19 protein-coding genes are annotated in these 18,265 nt (G+C 49.8%); 8 read left to right on the top strand and 11 right to left on the bottom strand.

The annotated features are described in order from the left end of the window. Nucleotide 1: 1 nt before the first annotated feature. The 9 genes from pabC to yceD form a co-directional block, all read right to left on the bottom strand. Nucleotides 2-799 (bottom strand): aminodeoxychorismate lyase, encoded by a 798-nt coding sequence (gene pabC, locus UC15_RS22645; RefSeq protein ID WP_112291133.1) that lies wholly within the window; start codon nt 797-799, stop codon nt 2-4. Between the two features lie 233 nt (nt 800-1,032). Next, nucleotides 1,033-2,274: a beta-ketoacyl-ACP synthase II gene (fabF, locus tag UC15_RS22650; protein ID WP_112291134.1), complete on the bottom strand. Its 1,242-nt coding sequence runs from the start codon at nt 2,272-2,274 to the stop codon at nt 1,033-1,035. A gap of 101 nt (nt 2,275-2,375) precedes the next feature. After that, entirely contained in the window at nt 2,376-2,612 is a 237-nt protein-coding gene (gene acpP / locus UC15_RS22655; RefSeq protein WP_015690190.1) for an acyl carrier protein, read from the bottom strand. Between the two features lie 153 nt (nt 2,613-2,765). Further along, the gene (fabG, locus tag UC15_RS22660; protein WP_112291135.1) at nt 2,766-3,500 is read right to left on the bottom strand and encodes a 3-oxoacyl-ACP reductase FabG; all 735 of its coding nucleotides are present in this window, start codon (nt 3,498-3,500) and stop codon (nt 2,766-2,768) included. A gap of 13 nt (nt 3,501-3,513) precedes the next feature. Then, the gene (fabD, locus tag UC15_RS22665) at nt 3,514-4,443 is read right to left on the bottom strand and encodes an ACP S-malonyltransferase (protein WP_112291136.1); all 930 of its coding nucleotides are present in this window, start codon (nt 4,441-4,443) and stop codon (nt 3,514-3,516) included. Nucleotides 4,444-4,461: 18 nt separating this feature from the next. After that, complete coding sequence (locus tag UC15_RS22670; protein WP_112291138.1) at nt 4,462-5,415, bottom strand: beta-ketoacyl-ACP synthase III; 954 nt, start codon at nt 5,413-5,415, stop codon at nt 4,462-4,464. 6 nt (nt 5,416-5,421) lie between these two features. Continuing rightward, on the bottom strand, nt 5,422-6,456 hold the full coding sequence (gene plsX, locus UC15_RS22675; protein ID WP_112291139.1) for a phosphate acyltransferase PlsX: 1,035 nt from the start codon (nt 6,454-6,456) through the stop codon (nt 5,422-5,424). 48 nt (nt 6,457-6,504) lie between these two features. Continuing rightward, nucleotides 6,505-6,672, bottom strand: a complete 168-nt coding sequence (rpmF, locus tag UC15_RS22680) for a 50S ribosomal protein L32 (RefSeq protein WP_013576249.1) — start codon at nt 6,670-6,672, stop codon at nt 6,505-6,507. A 12-nt stretch (nt 6,673-6,684) separates the two neighbouring features. Then, on the bottom strand, nt 6,685-7,209 hold the full coding sequence (gene yceD, locus UC15_RS22685; protein ID WP_112291141.1) for a 23S rRNA accumulation protein YceD: 525 nt from the start codon (nt 7,207-7,209) through the stop codon (nt 6,685-6,687). A gap of 148 nt (nt 7,210-7,357) precedes the next feature. On the opposite strand from yceD, the gene UC15_RS22690 reads away from it, so the two are divergent. Further along, complete coding sequence (locus UC15_RS22690; protein ID WP_112291235.1) at nt 7,358-7,954, top strand: nucleoside triphosphate pyrophosphatase; 597 nt, start codon at nt 7,358-7,360, stop codon at nt 7,952-7,954. 54 nt (nt 7,955-8,008) lie between these two features. Here the strand turns inward: UC15_RS22690 and rluC are convergent, their stop codons facing one another. Next, a complete protein-coding gene (rluC, locus tag UC15_RS22695; RefSeq protein WP_112291142.1) occupies nt 8,009-8,971 on the bottom strand; it encodes a 23S rRNA pseudouridine(955/2504/2580) synthase RluC in 963 nt (320 codons plus the stop codon). A 600-nt stretch (nt 8,972-9,571) separates the two neighbouring features. Between rluC and rne the strand changes: the two genes are divergently transcribed. Next, nucleotides 9,572-12,907 (top strand): ribonuclease E, encoded by a 3,336-nt coding sequence (gene rne / locus UC15_RS22705; protein ID WP_112291144.1) that lies wholly within the window; start codon nt 9,572-9,574, stop codon nt 12,905-12,907. An 82-nt stretch (nt 12,908-12,989) separates the two neighbouring features. On the opposite strand, the gene UC15_RS22710 is transcribed toward rne, so the two are convergent. Further along, the gene (locus UC15_RS22710; RefSeq protein ID WP_112291145.1) at nt 12,990-13,277 is read right to left on the bottom strand and encodes a putative quinol monooxygenase; all 288 of its coding nucleotides are present in this window, start codon (nt 13,275-13,277) and stop codon (nt 12,990-12,992) included. 223 nt (nt 13,278-13,500) lie between these two features. On the opposite strand from UC15_RS22710, the gene pyrC reads away from it, so the two are divergent. From pyrC to UC15_RS22740, 6 genes are all read left to right on the top strand, one after another. Further along, nucleotides 13,501-14,550, top strand: coding sequence for a dihydroorotase (gene pyrC, locus UC15_RS22715; RefSeq protein WP_112291147.1), 1,050 nt, complete (start codon nt 13,501-13,503; stop codon nt 14,548-14,550). A gap of 81 nt (nt 14,551-14,631) precedes the next feature. Then, complete coding sequence (gene dinI, locus UC15_RS22720; protein ID WP_112291148.1) at nt 14,632-14,886, top strand: DNA damage-inducible protein I; 255 nt, start codon at nt 14,632-14,634, stop codon at nt 14,884-14,886. Between the two features lie 344 nt (nt 14,887-15,230). Further along, nucleotides 15,231-15,485: a biofilm formation regulator BssS gene (gene bssS, locus UC15_RS22725; protein ID WP_013576258.1), complete on the top strand. Its 255-nt coding sequence runs from the start codon at nt 15,231-15,233 to the stop codon at nt 15,483-15,485. A gap of 142 nt (nt 15,486-15,627) precedes the next feature. After that, nucleotides 15,628-16,743 (top strand): N-methyl-L-tryptophan oxidase, encoded by a 1,116-nt coding sequence (solA, locus tag UC15_RS22730; protein ID WP_112291150.1) that lies wholly within the window; start codon nt 15,628-15,630, stop codon nt 16,741-16,743. A 202-nt stretch (nt 16,744-16,945) separates the two neighbouring features. Beyond that, a complete protein-coding gene (locus UC15_RS22735) occupies nt 16,946-17,614 on the top strand; it encodes a LuxR C-terminal-related transcriptional regulator (protein ID WP_112291151.1) in 669 nt (222 codons plus the stop codon). 190 nt (nt 17,615-17,804) lie between these two features. Further along, the gene (locus UC15_RS22740; protein WP_112291153.1) at nt 17,805-18,263 is read left to right on the top strand and encodes a MarR family winged helix-turn-helix transcriptional regulator; all 459 of its coding nucleotides are present in this window, start codon (nt 17,805-17,807) and stop codon (nt 18,261-18,263) included. Nucleotides 18,264-18,265: the final 2 nt, after the last annotated feature.

Genomic DNA, 18,265 nt, shown 5'->3' on the forward strand with positions numbered 1-18,265 from the left:
TTTAACAGTTCTGGAGCAAAAAATTGTACAAATCTCGGGATGAGTAATGCCATCCGCACGCCTGTGCCACGGGTAAAACCGGCATCAGCGCATTACAAATCAGCACCTCATCGGCATCAAACAATACCTCGGCGGGTTCACTGACAATGTACAACGCCCAGGGCGACGAGTTTTCAATGAGCCGGATAATGTGCTGACGCATAACGCCATCCACGCCCGACAGTGATAAATCCGGTGTAAATACCTGATTCCCCTTCCGCCAGAATAAATTAGCCGCACAGCATTCCACCAGGCAACCTGAGGTGTCAACCACCAGAGCCTCGTGGGCGTCCGTCTGGTCAAGATGCAGGCGGATCATCACCTGCTCAAGACGGTTGAGGTGTTTTATGCCCGCCAGCAGCGGATTTTTGCTCAACGTCACCGGGCTCAGGGCGAGTTTTACACCGGGCTGCCGTAACGCGTGATAATGTGCCGGATAAGCGGACACAGATACAATCCGGGTCGGTTCAGAGCATCCTGCCGAACTGTAGCCTCGTCCACCCTGCCCGCGTGTCACAACGGCTTTAACGACAGCCTCTTCCTGTTGCCCTGCGGCCTGAATCATTTCGCGTTCTAAAGCTGCCCAGTTCACGCCATCAATATGCAAAACAGACACCGCGCGCTGCATCCGCGCAATGTGCTCTGGAAGAAGCTGGATTTCACCGCGCAACACCCTGGCCGTAGTGAAGCAACCGTCGCCAAATTGCACAGACCGGTCTGCCGCTGGCAATGTTGTCGCCGCCGCACCGTTAATCCACATGGTTACTTCCTCCTGACTTCAGGGTTAGCGTTCTCCGACCGCTGAGACTGCGTGAGCAGGCCTCTGGCAGCAAGTGGAGCATTCTTACTTTATCGTACCGGCAGGCTGAAATGGCGGGAAGACTCTTTCCGTTGAGCTGCCGTTTGATTCCACTTTACCGCATAGCAAATGCTTTTATTCAGACAGCAAAAAGGCCCGATTAACGGGCCTTTCTCAATAATACACCGTCGCAATCACATCTTGCGGAATACCAGGGAACCGTTAGTTCCACCGAATCCGAAGGAGTTGCACAGTGAATATTGCATGTCTTTCACCTGACGCGCTTCGTGCGGTACAAAGTCCAGATCGCACCCTTCGTCTGGATTGTCCAGATTCAGGGTCGGTGGAACGGCCTGATCACGCAGCGCGAGTAAAGTGAAGATAGACTCCACCGCCCCCGCCGCACCTAACAGGTGGCCGGTCATAGACTTGGTTGAACTGACCAGCACTTTGTGAGAATCCGCACCAAAGACAGATTTAACCGCCTGCGCTTCGGCTTTGTCACCCGCAGGGGTAGAAGTCCCGTGCGCGTTGATATAGCCAATTTGCGACGCAGAAATGCCTGCATCACGCAACGCGTTTTCCATCGCCAGCGCGGCACCTGCACCGTCTTCCGGTGGAGAGGTCATATGGTAAGCATCGCTGCTCATACCAAAGCCGACGATTTCAGCATAAATTTTTGCACCGCGTTTGCGGGCATGTTCGTACTCTTCCAGCACCATAATTCCGGCACCGTCACCGAGTACGAAACCATCACGATCTTTATCCCACGGGCGGCTTGCGGCCTGCGGATTATCGTTGCGCGTGGATAGCGCGCGTGCTGCACCGAAACCACCGACACCCAGCGGGGTGCTGGCTTTTTCTGCGCCGCCTGCCAGCATCACGTCAGCATCGTTATAGGCGATGATACGTGCTGCATGACCAATATTATGCACACCAGAAGTACAGGCTGTAGCAATAGAAATACTCGGCCCACGCAACCCGAACATGATACTCAGATGACCGGCAATCATGTTAACGATGGTTGATGGAACGAAAAAAGGACTAATTTTGCGAGGTCCGCCGTTAACCAATGACGTATGGTTTTCTTCAATCAGACCAAGTCCGCCGATGCCAGAACCGATCGCCGCACCAATGCGTGTCGCGTTCTCAGCAGTCACTTCAAGCCCGGAGTCTTGCATCGCCTGAATACCGGCAGTAATACCATACTGAATAAAGGCGTCCATCTTGCGGGCATCTTTACGCGGGATGTAGTCTTCACAGTTAAAATCTTTTACTAAGCCAGCAAAACGCGTTGCATAGGCACTAGTATCAAAATGGTCGATCAGGCTGATGCCACTCTGACCGGCAAGGAGAGCGTTCCAAGTGGACTCTACAGTATTGCCGACAGGAGACAGCATGCCCAGTCCAGTCACTACAACTCGACGCTTAGACACGTGTGTCCTCCAGGGAGGGAAAAAAGTAGTAATACCGTGGGATATAAAAAACTTAGGCGGTCAAATGACCGCCTAACTATCTAAACTTAAAGCATGTACGCTTACTGTTGGCTAGCGTTGATAAAATCAATTGCTGCCTGAACAGTAGTGATTTTTTCAGCTTCTTCGTCAGGGATCTCGGTATCAAACTCTTCTTCCAGAGCCATAACCAGCTCAACGGTGTCGAGAGAATCAGCGCCAAGGTCGTCTACGAAAGATGCAGCATTCACTACTTCTTCCTGTTTAACACCCAGCTGTTCAACGATGATTTTCTTAACGCGTTCTTCGATAGTGCTCATACTCTTAAATTTCCTATCAAAACTCGCTTTCGCGATGGTTTTCGTAGTGTATAAAATGTTGAAAAAGATGCAACTAAATCCAGGCTGGTCAAACCACGAATTTGCTCTATTTTGCGGTTTTTACCGCAAAAAACGCAAATAATTTCGTAATTTTTAAATCATATACATGCCGCCATTGACATGTAATGTTTCACCCGTGATATAGCCGGCCTCGTCAGAGGCTAAAAAAGCAACGGCGCTGGCAATTTCTTTGGCATCGCCCAACCGGTTGGCTGGAACTGATGACAAAATGCCTGCGCGTTGATCATCTGTCAACGCCCTTGTCATATCCGTCTCAATAAAGCCGGGAGCGACGACGTTGACAGTAATGCCACGTGAAGCAACTTCACGTGCCAAAGACTTACTAAAACCAATCAAGCCAGCTTTAGCCGCCGCGTAGTTCGCCTGCCCTGCGTTACCCATGGTGCCAACAACGGAACCAATTGTAATAATCCGTCCACACCGTTTCTTCATCATAGCTCGCATGACAGCTTTTGAAAGCCGAAACACAGAAGTCAGATTCGTATCCAGGATATCCTGCCACTCATCATCCTTCATACGCATGAGAAGGTTATCACGGGTAATGCCGGCATTATTAACTAAAATATCAATTTCGCCAAATTCAGCTCGAATTGTCGCCAATACTTGCTCAATAGATGCAGAATCAACCACATTGAGCATAATACCTTTGCCATTTTCGCCTAAATATTCGCTGATCGCTTCAGCACCTTTCTCGCTGGTCGCTGTGCCGATCACTTTCGCGCCGCCTGCTACCAGTTTCTCTGCAATAGCGCGGCCAATACCACGACTGGCACCAGTAACAAGTGCAATTTTGCCTTCGAAGGTCATACTCATCCTCTTATTACTGCTCTAACGCCGCTGCCAGACTTGCCGTGTCATTCACAGCGGCCGCCGTCAGGGTGTCAACAATACGTTTTGTCAGACCGGTCAATACTTTACCCGGCCCCACTTCTAAAAGCTGCTCAACGCCCTGTGCTGCCATAAATTCGACAGACTCAGTCCAGCGCACCGGGCTGTACAGCTGGCGTACCAGCGCACTGCGGATGGCTTCAGGAGACGTTTCAATTTTCACATCAACGTTGTTCACCACGGAATACTGAGGTGCGCTGAATGTGACATTTTCCAGTGCAACGGCAAGTTTATCCGCAGCAGGCTTCATCAGAGCACAATGCGATGGCACGCTGACTGGCAGTGGCAGAGCGCGTTTTGCACCTGCTTCTTTACAGGCCGCACCGGCGCGTTCTACCGCTTCTTTGTTACCCGCGATCACAACCTGACCTGGCGAGTTAAAGTTAACCGGAGAGACAACCTGACCCTGAGCTGACTCTTCACAGGCTTTGGCAATCGCGTCGTTGTCCAGACCGATAATGGCGTACATCGCGCCAGTACCCGCCGGAACCGCTTCCTGCATCAGTTTGCCGCGCAGTTCAACCAGTGAAATCGCCTGTTTGAAATCCAGCACACCGGCACAAACCAGAGCAGAGTATTCACCCAGGCTATGACCCGCCATCAGAACAGGCTGAGCGCCGTTCTGCTGCTGCCATACACGCCAGATAGCGACGGAAGCGGCCAGCAACGCAGGCTGTGTCTGCCAGGTTTTATTCAGTTCTTCAGCAGGCCCCTGTTGCACCAGCTGCCATAAATCATATCCCAGCGCCGAAGAAGCTTCGGCAAATGTTTCTTCAACCACCGGATGCGCAGCGGCTAGATCAGCCAGCATACCGAGCGTCTGAGAACCCTGACCAGGGAAAACAACTGCAATTTTTGTCATTTTTATCATCCTGTTAAATCAAAAACGTACCAGCGCCGAGCCCCAGGTAAAGCCACCGCCAAATGCTTCGAGCAACACTAATTGCCCGCGCTGAATTCTGCCGTCACGCACTGCTTCGTCAAATGCTGCAGGCACAGAGGCCGCAGAGGTATTGCCATGACGATCGAGCGTAACCACGACTTTGTCCATTCCCATACCCAGCTTTTTCGCTGTCGCACTGATAATGCGCAGGTTCGCCTGATGCGGAACCAGCCAGTCGAGTGCAGTACGGTCGAGATTATTTGCGGTCAGTGTTTCATCAACAATGTGCGCCAGTTCAGTCACAGCGACTTTGAAGACTTCATTACCCGCCATGGTGACATAAGCAGGTTTTTCCGGCTCAGTCTGGCTTGGGTAGGCCAGCGTTAGCAGGTTGCCGTAATGACCATCCGCATGCATATGCGTAGAAATGATGCCCTGCTCTTCTGAAGCGCCCAGCAATACTGCGCCCGCGCCATCACCGAACAGAATGACCGTACCGCGATCTTCAGGATCGAGTTTACGCGACAACACATCAGAGCCGATCACCAGTGCATATTTCACTGCACCGTTTTTGATGTATTGATCGGCAACGCTCAGTGCGTATGTAAAACCTGCACAAGCGGCGGCCAGATCGAATGCTGCAGAATCCTTGATGCCCAGCATGTTCTGCACCTGGCAGGCTGAACTCGGGAATGCATGTGAAGATGAGGTTGTTGCAACAATGATCAAACCCACGTCGCTTGCGCTGACGCCGGCCATTTCAAGTGCTTTTTCTGCTGCGTGCAGGCCCATTGTGGCCACAGTCTCATCCGGTGCAGCGATACGACGTTCACGAATACCTGTGCGGGTGACAATCCACTCGTCGGAGGTATCCACCATTTTTTCTAAGTCGGCATTAGTCCGAACTTGCACGGGCAAATAGCTCCCCGTACCGAGAATTTTTGTATACATGTACGATCAGTCACTCTTGGGTAATACAGCTTCAAGGCGCGCGGCAATCCGCTGAGGGACCTGCCGCTGCACCGCCTGCACAGCCTGTTCGATAGCAACAGCAAACGCACGCTGGTTTGCTCCACCGTGGCTTTTAATAACGATGCCCCGTAATCCTAACAAACATGCGCCATTATACTGGTCGGGGTTGAGGTGGCTAAAACGCTTTAGCAACTTCTTCTGGACTATCCGTCCCAACCATTTCAACCACCAGGCTTTCTTGCCACCCTCACCGGAGGATTTTAACAGTGACAAAAACATCCTTATTACGCCTTCCATGGTCTTGAGCGTAACATTGCCCACGAAGCCGTCACACACCATCACATCTGTCTTACCGGTCAGAAGGTCATTGCCTTCAAGATAGCCGATATAGTTGATTAGTGCGGTATTTTTTAAAATAGCGGCGGCTTCGCGGATATTATCCAGCCCTTTGCTTTCCTCTTCACCGATATTGAGTAAGGCGACGCGGGGGTTACTGATACCCACCACCTGCTCCGCCATTACTGCACCCATCACGGCAAACTGGACCAACATTGTGCTGTCACACTCAACGTTCGCCCCCAAATCCAGCACCACAGTTTTACTGCGTTGCTGATTGGGCAGGACGGTCATCAGCGCCGGGCGCTCAATGCCATCCAGTGGCTTGACCACCATTTTGGCTAATCCCATCAGAGCGCCGGTATTCCCGGCACTGACACACGCTTGTGCATCTCCGCTTTTGATCAGTTCCAACGCCACACGCATTGAGCTTCCTTTACTGGCACGTATAGCTTGCGACGCGCGCATGTCGCTGGCTATAACTGATTCAGCAGGAATTATCCGAATTCGTTCTGATATAGAAGGATCGGCTTTGGCTAAGAAAGGTGTGATTGCGTCGGGATCGCCGACCAGAAGAAGATCTAATTCAGAATTAGAGATCAGTGCCTGCAATGAAGCAGGCACTGTGACGGAAGGACCGAAATCTCCGCCCATTACATCTAACGCGATGGTTAGACGAGTCAAGGTATCGCCTTGCCAGCACTTATCACGTGAATAAGTTGCAGGCAATTATCAGCCGATTACCTTGCGACCGCGGTAGAAACCGTCGGCAGTGATGTGGTGACGCAGGTGAGTTTCACCAGAAGTCTTGTCCACAGACAGAGTGGAAGTGGTCAGAGCGTCATGTGAACGACGCATGCCACGTTTAGAACGGGTTGGTTTATTCTGTTGTACGGCCATGGACCTTACTCCTTAAGTACTTTTCTTTAAACTCGCTAATACGGCAAATGGATTAGGTTTCTCCGCCTCTTCAGGCAGTTTGCCAAATACCATGTCCGCGTCGGACACTTCACAGTGTTCAGATTCATGTACCGGAACGACAGGCAGTGAAAGAATAATTTCGTCTTCAATCATTGCCAGCAAATCGACTTCGCCAAAATCATCGACTTCGATAGGCTCGTACGCTTCCGGTAATGCCTCAGCCTGTTCATCATTCTGGACAGGGCTAAAACAATATGTTGTGTGAACCTGATGTTCAAACGTCTTACCGCATCTCTGGCATTCCAGAGTCACAGCAACATCGGAGTGGCCGGTAATCACAGCCAGGCGCTGATTGTCGATATTAAACGACAATGAGGTTTGTATATCAGAATCCACACTGACCACTGATTGGGCAACACGCGTAACCTGATCTGCAGTATAGACACCTGTATAGTCTAAACGCTTCTGGGCAGTGCGGACCGCATCAAGGGTCAGGGGTAATTTTACTTTTTGCATAGGGCGCGCATATTAACTTTGTAACGACAGAGAGTCAAAGAAAAAGGCCTCAAAACCGCACCTTTCACCAATATTCGCTTCCGCAGCGGACGACAGTTTAAAATGTGTGATTCAATAACGCTACGCTTTGTGAAAAAAAATTATGATTATGTCTGCACCAGATTTACTTTTAGCCTCGACCTCGGTCTACCGGAAAGCCTTGCTGGAGAAAACCGGGCTGAAATTTACCTGCGCTTCACCCGATATTGATGAAACCCCTTTTCCCGATGAAAATCCGGCAGAACTGGTGCAGCGACTGGCACAATCCAAAGCTGACGCGCTCGCCACTGCTTACCCGCATCATCTGATCATTGGCTCCGATCAGGTTTGCTTTATCGATGGAAAAATCACCGGAAAGCCGCACACTTTCGATAATGCATTCCGTCAGTTGCGGGCAGCCAGCGGCAAAATGGTTACGTTCTATACCGGCCTGAGTCTCTATAACAGCGATGCAAAAACAGCGCAGACGTTATGCGAAACGTTTGACGTCACCTTCCGGCCATTGACCGATGAAGAAATTACCGGATATTTGCATCTCGAAGAGCCGTACGACTGCGCGGGTAGCTTTAAATGCGAAGGTTTGGGGATTACGCTTTTCAACAGTCTGACGGGGCGCGACCCAAACACGCTAATCGGGCTGCCACTTATTGCCCTGCTCTCCTTACTGCGCGAACACGGCATCAATCCATTGCTTGAAAGCCGTTAATTGAGAGGCATAAAAAAAGGCGCAACCAGTGCGCCTCTTTATAAGCTGATCTTTTTAACGAGCGTTTGCTTTGCCGCGTAAAATTTTCAGGCAGTTACGCAGTTTGGCATCCATAGGAGCCTCAATGCGCAGGGTTTCACCGCTAGCCGGATGTTCAAAACGTAGCGCAGCCGCATGCAGGAAAAGACGGTTCAGACCCGTTCCTGACAGTTTCGCATCGAAATCACGCTCACCATAACGATCATCAAAAGCAATCGGGTGACCAGCGTGCAACGCATGCACACGGATCTGGTGCGTTCTGCCTGTCACTGGGCTGGCTTTCACCAGCGTTGCAAATTCATAACGCTCTTCAATTTTGAAACGTGTTTCAGAAGGTTTTCCTTCCGCATTCACCCTGACAACACGCTCACCGCTTTGCAGGATATTTTTCAGCAGCGGAGCCTGCACCACTTTGCAATGCGAAGGCCATTCACCGCGCACCAGCGCCAGGTAATCCTTCTGCATACTTTTAACGCGCAATTGCTCATGCAGAGATCGCAGGGCGGAACGCTTCTTGGCGACCAGCAAAACGCCGGAAGTATCACGGTCAAGACGGTGAACCAGTTCAAGGAAGCGCGCTTCCGGACGCAGGGCTCGCAGACCTTCGATCACGCCAAAGCTCAGACCGCTGCCACCGTGGACGGCAGTACCGGAAGGTTTGTTCAGGATCAGTAAATGATCGTCTTCATATAAGATGCAATCAGCTAAAGCCGCGACTTTATCCAGCTTCGCAGAAACCGGCGCTTCATCACGCTCTGCCACGCGAACCGGCGGGACACGCACTTCATCACCGGCAAGTAATTTGTATTCAGGCTTAATTCTTTTCTTATTAACCCGCACCTCACCTTTACGCACAATGCGATAGATCATGCTCTTCGGCACACCCTTTAGGATTTTAAGTAAGAAGTTGTCGATGCGCTGACCGGCTTCGTCTTCGGAGATGGGGATTAATTGTACAGTTGGATTCTCAGTTTTCATGGCTCGAGATTCTAAATATCCGGCACGGTTCGCGCCACTGATTTTTATGTGCTTAACTCTTACTTTACCAGTAACTGCTGAGGAAAACCCTTCTATACCCCTTGTTTTTACAGAAAGCGAAAGTTCAGACAATGCGGCACATCTCTCATTGAGGTAAATATCTTACCCGCATGGGAAAAGTCACCTTGCTATCACAGTGCCTGCAATGGAATAATGAAACTACTTTCGGCGTTGTTTCTCTTAAGTTAGGGAAAACGCAGGAATTATAGATTTGCCTGATCGCGCAAAAACGCAGCAATGGCGTAAGACGTAATGTGAAATCAAGCAATTAGCGGGCTGCGGGTTGCAGCTTGGCCGGCATACGGAATGAGATCTGTTAACCTAAATTCAGAAGCTATTCCCCTAATAAAAGTGCTGCTTTCATAACGCTGGTGTCTTTAATACAGCAAAAGCAGACTTACCGAAATAATGCGCCCCTATGCAAGCGACAACCGTGAGGTTGACGATTTGCGAGAAGACTCGGGGCCAACGGTTTACCCGGTCATGAGGTCATTTTGCCCGCAGCTCTGTCAATAATGGAATAATAATGAGTAAGTTACGATGAAAAGAATGTTGATTAACGCGACTCAGCAAGAAGAGTTGCGCGTTGCCCTTGTAGATGGACAGCGGCTGTATGATTTGGATATTGAAAGTCCGGGCCATGAGCAGAAAAAAGCGAACATTTACAAAGGTAAAATCACCCGCATTGAACCTAGTCTGGAAGCGGCATTCGTAGATTACGGCGCAGAACGACACGGTTTCCTCCCTCTGAAAGAAATTTCCCGTGAATATTTCCCTAGCAACTATTCTTCCCACGGCCGCCCAAACATCAAAGATGTGTTGCGCGAAGGTCAGGAAGTTATCGTTCAGGTCGATAAAGAAGAACGTGGAAATAAAGGCGCAGCACTGACGACGTTTATCAGTCTGGCCGGTAGCTATCTGGTTCTGATGCCTAATAATCCACGCGCTGGGGGAATTTCCCGCCGGATTGAAGGTGATGACCGTACTGAACTGAAAGAAGCGCTGTCTTCTCTGCAACTGCCTGATGGAATGGGTCTTATTGTGCGTACTGCCGGTGTCGGCAAATCCGCAGAAGCCCTGCAATGGGACCTGACTTTCCGTCTCAAACATTGGGATGCTATCAAGAAAGCTGCTGAAGGCCGCCCTGCCCCATTCCTGATCCATCAGGAAAGTAACGTTATCGTTCGTGCATTCCGTGACTATCTGCGTCCGGATATCGGCGAAATCCTTATCGATAACCCGAAAATCCTCGACCTGGCAAAAGAGCATATCGCCGCTCTGGGCCGTCCTGATTTCAGCAGCAAAATTAAACCGTACGTCGGTGAAATTCCGCTGTTCAGTCACTACCAGATCGAATCGCAAATCGAATCCGCTTTCCAGCGTGAAGTCCGTCTGCCTTCCGGCGGCTCGATTGTTATCGACAGCACTGAAGCGTTGACCGCTATCGACATCAACTCCGCGCGTGCAACCCGCGGTGGCGATATCGAAGAAACTGCATTCAACACTAACCTTGAAGCGGCTGACGAAATTGCCCGCCAGTTACGCCTGCGTGACCTGGGTGGCCTGATCGTTATCGACTTCATCGATATGACGCCAGTTCGCCATCAGCGCGAAGTGGAAAACCGTCTGCGTGACGCCGTTCGTCAGGACCGCGCCCGCATCCAGATTGGTCGTATTTCCCGTTTCGGCTTACTGGAAATGTCCCGTCAGCGTCTGAGCCCTTCACTGGGTGAATCAACGCACCATATTTGCCCGCGTTGTGCAGGTACCGGTACCGTCCGTGACAACGAATCTCTGTCACTGTCGATTCTGCGTCTGATTGAAGAAGAAGCGCTGAAAGAAAACACCAAAGAAGTGCATGCCATCGTTCCGGTGCCAATCGCTTCTTACCTGCTGAACGAAAAACGTGAATCGGTGAATGCCATCGAAAAACGTCAGGGTGGCGTGCGTGCAGTGATCGTACCTAACGATCAGATGCAAACTCCGCACTACCACGTTCTGCGTGTACGTAAAGGTGAAGAAATCTCTGCACTGAGCTACTTGCTGCCTCAGATCCACGAAGCAGAAATGCTGCAACCTTCTGAAGAGTTGCCGGCTGAACGTCGTCGTCCTGAGCAACCGGCACTGGCTGCATTCGCGCTGCAAAGCGAAGCACCTCCTTCCAGCTTCGAGCAGGCTGCTGTGCCTGAAGAACCTGTCAAAACCAGAACAGCCACAGTGAATGCTCCGGCAGCGCCTGTTGTTGAAAAATCCGGTTTTGTCAGCCGTCTGCTAAGCGGGTTGAAGAGCTTGTTCGCACCGGAGCCACAACAGGAAGTTAAACCTGTTGAAACACCAAAAGAGACTACGGAAGCAACTGAAACCGAAAACCGTCGTAATAACGAACGCCGCAACCAGCGCCGTCAGGGCGGACGCCGTGAGCGTAACGGTGAACGTGGCGAGCGCAATGACCGCGGTAATCGTGGTGAGCGTGGCGAAGGTCGTGATAACAATCGTGATAATCGTGGCGAAGGCCGTGATAACCGCGAAAATAATCGCGAACAACGTGATGATCAGCGTCGTGGCCGTCGTAATCAGGAACCGGTTGTTACTGAAACCCGTAACGAAGAAGTTGAAACTGCTGCTCGCGAAGAACAGCAGCAACAACCTCGTCGTGAGCGTTCGCGTCGCCGTTCTGAAGACAAACGTAAACCACAAACTGAAGAGAAAATTCAGGATGCGGTTGCTGTTGAGCAAGTTGTTGTTGCACCGGTTGTTACTGATGAAACTGAACAGGAAGACCGTCAGCCAGCACAGCGCCGTCAGCGTCGCCAGCTGAATCAGAAAATCCGCTTCGAATCTGAAGAAGTTGATCATGAAGAAGAAGCTGCGGCTCAGTTGCTGATCACCGGCACTCGTCCGGCAGCACCAGCGCCAGCCGTGGTTGCGCAAGAATCTTCTGATGCCGAACCGGCAAACACAGCGGACAACGAAGACAATCAGAATGACAACGCCCGTGAAAATGGAATGCCGCGTCGTTCACGTCGTTCTCCGCGTCACTTGCGTGTCAGCGGACAGCGTCGTCGTCGTTACCGTGACGAGCGTTACCCGACTCAGTCGCCAATGCCAATGGCAGGTGCGTTCGTTTCTCCGGAAATGGCGTCTGGCAAAGTTTGGATCACCTATCCGGTGGCTCAATCTTCTGAATATCAGTCTTCTGAATATCAGTCCCATGAGCAGCAGAACACTGAAACAGAAGCACCTGAAGTGCTGACTCAGCAAGTTGAGATTGCCCAGGCGAATACGCCGGTCATTTCTGAAGCTGCAGAGGTTGCACCTCAGCCAGTAGCTCAGTCAGAAACAGTAGTTGAAGCTGCTCAGCAAGAAGCAGCTACAGATGCTACAGATGCTGCACCTGCAGAAGCGGCACAGCCTGTTGCTGACGAACCTGTATTGGTTGAGCCTGCAACAGCTGAACCTGTTGAAGAAACGCCTGTTGTCGAAGTGGCACCGGAAGCGCACGAGCCAGCCGTCGTTGAACCGACAGCCGTGCTTGCTGAACCTGAACTTCAGGCACCTGCGCCAGTCGCAGAACCTGAAGTGAAAGTGGAAGAGAAAGCAGAACCGGTTGCGGAAGTAAAACCTGCCGTGGAGGCTGCCCCCGTTGCGCAAGCTCCGGCAGTGACTGAAGCTGCGGTTGTTGCACCTCGCTTCAAGCATTTCGCGACAGCGCCTATGACGAAAGCACCAGCACCTAGCTATGTGCCTGAACCCGCGCGTCAAAGTGACTGGGTTCGCCCTGAGTTCAACTTTGATGGCAAAGGTTCTGCCGGTGGCCATGCTGCAGTAACTACTGCCACGGCTCCTGCCACTAAGCCGGAAATGCCAGCAGAGTAATTCCGCTGAGCTGACAGTGTCACAAAACTAAAAACCCGCCTCGGCGGGTTTTTTTATTGGCGAGTTAGCTGCCCCATGAAAATCAGGCCAGACTTTTCAGACGACGGATCGTCAGTTCCTCAAGTTTCCCTTCCAGGCTTCTGGCGAAATGCTGAAAATGCTCGGTCTTGTTGTGCTGGTTCAACGCATCTTCTGATGCCCAGCGCTCATAGAAAACAAAAGTGCCGTCGTTATCCAGATCCTGATGCAGCTCATATTGCAGGCAACCCACTTCCTGCCGACTTGGCTCAATTACGTCAAGCAATGCTTCTGTCACTTTTGCCCTGAATTCTTTTTTCGCGACAATTGTGGCAACAACTCTGATTTCCATAATGGTTCTCCCGTTATTTTGTCGTGCTTCAGGCACACACCATGAAGCACGGTGACTAAAATCTCCCTCCACTATGAACCTTTCGATACATTGATTTCAATACGAACTTTATTTAACAGATGCAACACAACGGTTTTACGCTTATTCTTGTTCCCCGCCGTTAATGCTCCCATTACCGCACCTGATCCCAACATCTTGTCTCTCAATGCCGGAGTTTTGCCTGATGACCGCAACACCGCAAGTTTTGAAAATCCGCCGCCCAGATGACTGGCATATTCACCTTCGTGATGACGAAATGCTCAGCACGGTGTTACCTTTCACCAGTGAAGTCTTTGGTCGCGCGATTGTCATGCCAAACCTGACGCCACCTGTAACGACTGTCGCTGCGGCAATCGCCTATCGTGAACGTATTATGGCCGCGCTGCCTTCCGGGCATAAATTCACCCCGCTGATGACCTGCTATCTGACCGATTCTCTGGATCCGGAAGAAATTGCCCGCGGGTTCGAGCAAGGTGTTTTCACTGCGGCAAAACTGTATCCGGCCAATGCGACCACCAACTCCCAGCATGGGGTTACGGATGTCAAAACGATTTATCCTGTGCTCGAGCGTATGCAAAAAATCGGCATGCCTTTGCTTATCCACGGCGAAGTCACTCACAGCCATGTTGATATTTTTGATCGGGAAGCTCGTTTCATCGATGAAGTGATGGATCCGGTTCGCCGTCAGTTCCCTGAGCTGAAAATTGTCTTCGAGCACATCACAACCAAAGAAGCGGCTCAGTATGTTCTTTCCGGTAATCAATATCTGGGCGCAACCATTACGCCACAGCATCTGATGTTTAACCGCAACCATATGCTGGTAGGCGGAGTTCGTCCGCATCTGTTCTGTCTGCCGATTCTTAAACGCAACGTTCATCAGGAAGCACTGCGTGAAGTCATCGCCAGCGGTGCTGACCGTTTCTTCCTGGGCACAGATTCCGCGCCACACACTAAAGACCGTAAAGAATCGAGCTGTGGCTGTGCTGGTTGCTTTAATGCACCACTCGCGCTGTCCGCTTATGCCACCGTCTTTGAAGAGATGAATGCGCTACAGCATTTCGAAGCATTCTGCTCCCTTAATGGTCCGCGTTTCTATGGTTTGCCGCTCAATGAAGATTTCATCGAACTGACGCGCACGCCGGTGACGCAGCCGGAAGAAATTGCTTTAGGTAACGAATCTGTTGTGCCATTCCTCGCGGGACAAACCCTGAACTGGAAAGTGACATCGTACTAAATACTTTTTCTCAGCACGGTAGCTTGCGCTGATCATGATTTGACTGTATAAATATACAGTCAAATCTATTCAGGAGGTCCTATGCGTGTTGAAGTCACAATCGATAAAACCAAGCCTCTGCCTGTTGGCGCGCTGGACGCGTTATCGGGTGAATTGAGTAAGAGAATTAACAAACAGTTTACTGATCGCGAAAATAAAGTTCAGGTCCGTTATGCGGGAGCAAATAGCCTGTCCGTATTGGGCGGAGCTAAAACTGATCGCGATCTGATCGAAGAAATTTTGCAGGAAACCTGGGAAAGTGCCGACGACTGGTTTTCAAATCAGAACGATGAGTAACACTATGAAATGTCTGCAAACCTATTCATTTTCTCTGCCCTATTTATAATAATCAGGTTTATTAAAACCACGCCGTAAGGCTATTTCTGTATTTCACCGGGCGTCGCAGTCCGGTTTTTTATTCATTGGAATGCATAAATCACACTTCCCCCAAAAATAATTTTGGTTAATCTTCGGACTATTCTGCTGAATTATTAATCGCCACAAATTATTTACAATTTAATACTCTCAAATCTCACCATAAATCGATTTAACTGTTTATACTGAACAAGCTCACCTGATAATGAGCCGCATTGATCCTCAGATAGTCACTCACGTTAGTCACTACAATATAAGGGGTCTATATGGACAGAAATGATGAAGTTATTCAGACACACCCGCTTGTTGGTTGGGATATCAGTACCGTCGACTCTTATGACGCCATGATGATACGTCTTCATTACCTGTCTTCAAAAGACCAGACACCCGAGGATGCTCAGGTAGACAGAACCCTGTGGTTAACTACCGACGTTGCCCGACAACTGATCAACATTCTCGAAGCCGGCATTGAAAAGATAGAATCTAACGAGTACGAATACAGTGATCACCGAAAACATTGATTTTAATCTGCCAGCCTGAGGCACCAGCGATTTCATCCTGGTGCCTTTTTCTTTGCCTCTGCCCTGCTTGCCTTCACCGTCGTAAACTCTCTATCATGCCTGTAGCCTATTTGTTAAAAACTCACCTCAGGAATTTTTAAATATGGATTACGATCTCATCATCGTCGGCAGCGGTTCCGTCGGTTCTGCGGCGGGCTACTATGCCACACGTGCCGGATTGAAGGTACTGATGATAGACAGTTCAATGCCGCCCCATCAGGCAGGCAGCCATCACGGTGAAACCCGCCTGATCCGCCATGCTTATGGTGAAGGCGCGCGATATGTACCTATGCTGCTCAGGGCACAAACGCTGTGGAATGAACTGGCAGAACTGAGCGGCGATAAGATTTTTCATCGCAGCGGCGTGCTCAACATCGGTCCTGAAAATTCTGAATTCATCGGCAATGTAAAACACAGCGCACAAACCTATCACCTGAACACACAGAATCTGAGCGCCGCCGAGATCCGCGATAAATGGCCCTTATTCACGTTACCTGACGGTTACTCAGGCGTGTTTGAACCTGACTCCGGTTATCTTCAATGTGAAATGGCCGTCACCGCATATATCCGTCTGGCACGAGAAGCCGGATGCGCGCAGTTGTTTAATTGCCCGGTTGAAAGTATTCAATGGCATGAGAACAGCGTTGAGGTGACTACGGCGGATGGCGTCTACAGTGCGGCAAAAATGCTGATATCTGCTGGAACCTGGGTCACCAAAATTCTGCCTGAATTGCCGGTTAAACCTCTGCGCAAAGTTTTCGCCTGGTTCCATGCAGATGGCCGTTATAGTGAGGAAAACCACTTCCCTGCATTTACCCTTGAAACACAGCAAGGCGATCAGTACTACGGTTTCCCCTCTGTCAAAGATGCCTTGAAACTAGGAAAACACAACGGGGGCCAGTGGATCACAGAACCGGTAGAACGGTCACCTTTCGGCAAAATCAGTCAGGATGGTACCGAGTCCTTCAATTTTTTCCGACATTTCCTGCCAGGAGTTGGGGTCAGTCTGCGCGGTGCATCATGCACTTACGATATGACTGTGGATGAAGACTTCATTATAGATACACTGCCTGACCAGAAAAACACGCTGGTTATTTCAGGGTTAAGCGGACACGGGTTCAAATTTTCCAGCGTATTAGGTGAAATAGTTACTCACTTCGCTAACAATCATCCTATTCCTTTTGATCTTAAACCCTTTTCTCTCTCAAGATTCAGTTAATGTATAAATGTTTCAACCATCGTTGATATTTAACGATGGTTGTCATTGTATTTCTGTAAGGATTATTTCTAATTTCGCTTTGAACGAGATCAATAGTCTGGTATTTCTGAATTGACAGCATTATAGAAAAAAAACTATGCTAGCCGCAGAAATCACAGGAGTGGTTTCCATCGCGTAATGACACGCATGACAAGGACGTGACATGAAAATCTCAATTATTGAACCCTGTGGTTTTACCCGATTAGGAATTTTCTCTTATCTGGCTGAGAATAATAATCTCCAGATTATTGATGCAGTGAATGTTTCTCAGGCGTTAGAATCAATCCCTGAATTTCAGCCAGACATTATCTTAGTTAACATGACGAGGTATTGTCACAACTCCGAATTGTCTCAGGAATTAAAAAACTTCTTCGAGTATCGACACGGCGCAAGTATATACTGCTATATCGATGCGAATTATCCTGATTATGATACTCCGATTCCGATTACCCGCGAGGTATTTATTCTCAACAAACAGTCACTGACGTCATTATTACGAGACATAGCGTTAGACCCGCAATCGTTTATGCCAGTCAATAATTTCAAGCTCCCCAGAACCTTGTTCAGCGATCAGGAGATTCTGGTGATGAGTTACTGGATGTCGGAAATGCCTAACTACCGCATCGCCAGAAAATTGAATATCAGCAGCCGTACGGTGTATGTCCATAAGCGTCATCTGGCGCAAAAAATAAAAGTGCGTAACCGTCTGGAGTTCTGCTTCGTTTATAATCTCATCAAGTATATGTTCTGGCCGATCGATGATATTTCCGCAACACCCGTCAGTCGTCAGATTAAAGATGACCTTCAGCAGATTTACAAAATCTACAGTTAAGTTAACAAAGCTAATTAATATCCTGTTCAGTCAGGGTATTAAGTGGCTTTGTCATCGCTATTTCTCCGCTTCAAACCTTCCACTTTACCCGTCGTGCTTTTAACTCCATGCCACAGGCAGGTTGCACTCCCCCCGCGGAGGGATACAATAAACTCAACGTTAGCAGACTAATTTTGAGTGGCCTCACAATATGATTGAACACACATCTGACGATGCAACTCCGGCGGTGATCACTGAAACGCTGCTGTCGGTTATCCGGCTGATGCGTAAACAAGTAGACGCCGCTATGTCCGCTCAGGGACTTTCTCTGGCACGCGAAAAACTGCTGACAGCAATTGCCCAGGAAGGGACCTGCCGTCCAGCTGAGCTGGCCAACGTGCTTCAGCAATCTCCCCGAACGATCACAGATGCGATAGATGCGATGGACAGAGATGGTTTACTGGTACGTCGTCGCCATCCTACTGACCGCCGTTCGCAATTGCTTGAGCTGACAGAAGCCGGCAAACAGGCACTGGCGCAGGTAAAAAAACCCAAGCAGGAAGCCATCGACAGATTGTTTGACGGGCTTGATCTAGCCGCCCGTCAGCAATTACTGATATCGCTTCAAAGCATCGAAATTCTCGCTCAGCGAATAGAAGAGCAAAACTGAAA

This window comes from Rahnella sp. AN3-3W3 (genome assembly GCF_003263545.1).
Lineage (GTDB): Bacteria > Pseudomonadota > Gammaproteobacteria > Enterobacterales > Enterobacteriaceae > Rahnella > Rahnella variigena.

Excerpts from the sequence above, each read along its gene's own strand:
- pabC (WP_112291133.1), bottom strand. The coding sequence starts at position 799 with ATGTGGATTAACGGTGCGGCGGCGACAACATTGCCAGCGGCAGACCGG.
- acpP (WP_015690190.1), bottom strand. The coding sequence starts at position 2,612 with ATGAGCACTATCGAAGAACGCGTTAAGAAAATCATCGTTGAACAGCTG.
- fabG (WP_112291135.1), bottom strand. The coding sequence starts at position 3,500 with ATGACCTTCGAAGGCAAAATTGCACTTGTTACTGGTGCCAGTCGTGGT.
- fabD (WP_112291136.1), bottom strand. The coding sequence starts at position 4,443 with ATGACAAAAATTGCAGTTGTTTTCCCTGGTCAGGGTTCTCAGACGCTC.
- UC15_RS22670 (WP_112291138.1), bottom strand. The coding sequence starts at position 5,415 with ATGTATACAAAAATTCTCGGTACGGGGAGCTATTTGCCCGTGCAAGTT.
- rpmF (WP_013576249.1), bottom strand. The coding sequence starts at position 6,672 with ATGGCCGTACAACAGAATAAACCAACCCGTTCTAAACGTGGCATGCGT.
- yceD (WP_112291141.1), bottom strand. The coding sequence starts at position 7,209 with ATGCAAAAAGTAAAATTACCCCTGACCCTTGATGCGGTCCGCACTGCC.
- UC15_RS22690 (WP_112291235.1), top strand. The coding sequence starts at position 7,358 with ATGTCTGCACCAGATTTACTTTTAGCCTCGACCTCGGTCTACCGGAAA.
- rluC (WP_112291142.1), bottom strand. The coding sequence starts at position 8,971 with ATGAAAACTGAGAATCCAACTGTACAATTAATCCCCATCTCCGAAGAC.
- rne (WP_112291144.1), top strand. The coding sequence starts at position 9,572 with ATGAAAAGAATGTTGATTAACGCGACTCAGCAAGAAGAGTTGCGCGTT.
- UC15_RS22710 (WP_112291145.1), bottom strand. The coding sequence starts at position 13,277 with ATGGAAATCAGAGTTGTTGCCACAATTGTCGCGAAAAAAGAATTCAGG.
- pyrC (WP_112291147.1), top strand. The coding sequence starts at position 13,501 with ATGACCGCAACACCGCAAGTTTTGAAAATCCGCCGCCCAGATGACTGG.
- dinI (WP_112291148.1), top strand. The coding sequence starts at position 14,632 with ATGCGTGTTGAAGTCACAATCGATAAAACCAAGCCTCTGCCTGTTGGC.
- bssS (WP_013576258.1), top strand. The coding sequence starts at position 15,231 with ATGGACAGAAATGATGAAGTTATTCAGACACACCCGCTTGTTGGTTGG.
- solA (WP_112291150.1), top strand. The coding sequence starts at position 15,628 with ATGGATTACGATCTCATCATCGTCGGCAGCGGTTCCGTCGGTTCTGCG.
- UC15_RS22735 (WP_112291151.1), top strand. The coding sequence starts at position 16,946 with ATGAAAATCTCAATTATTGAACCCTGTGGTTTTACCCGATTAGGAATT.
- UC15_RS22740 (WP_112291153.1), top strand. The coding sequence starts at position 17,805 with ATGATTGAACACACATCTGACGATGCAACTCCGGCGGTGATCACTGAA.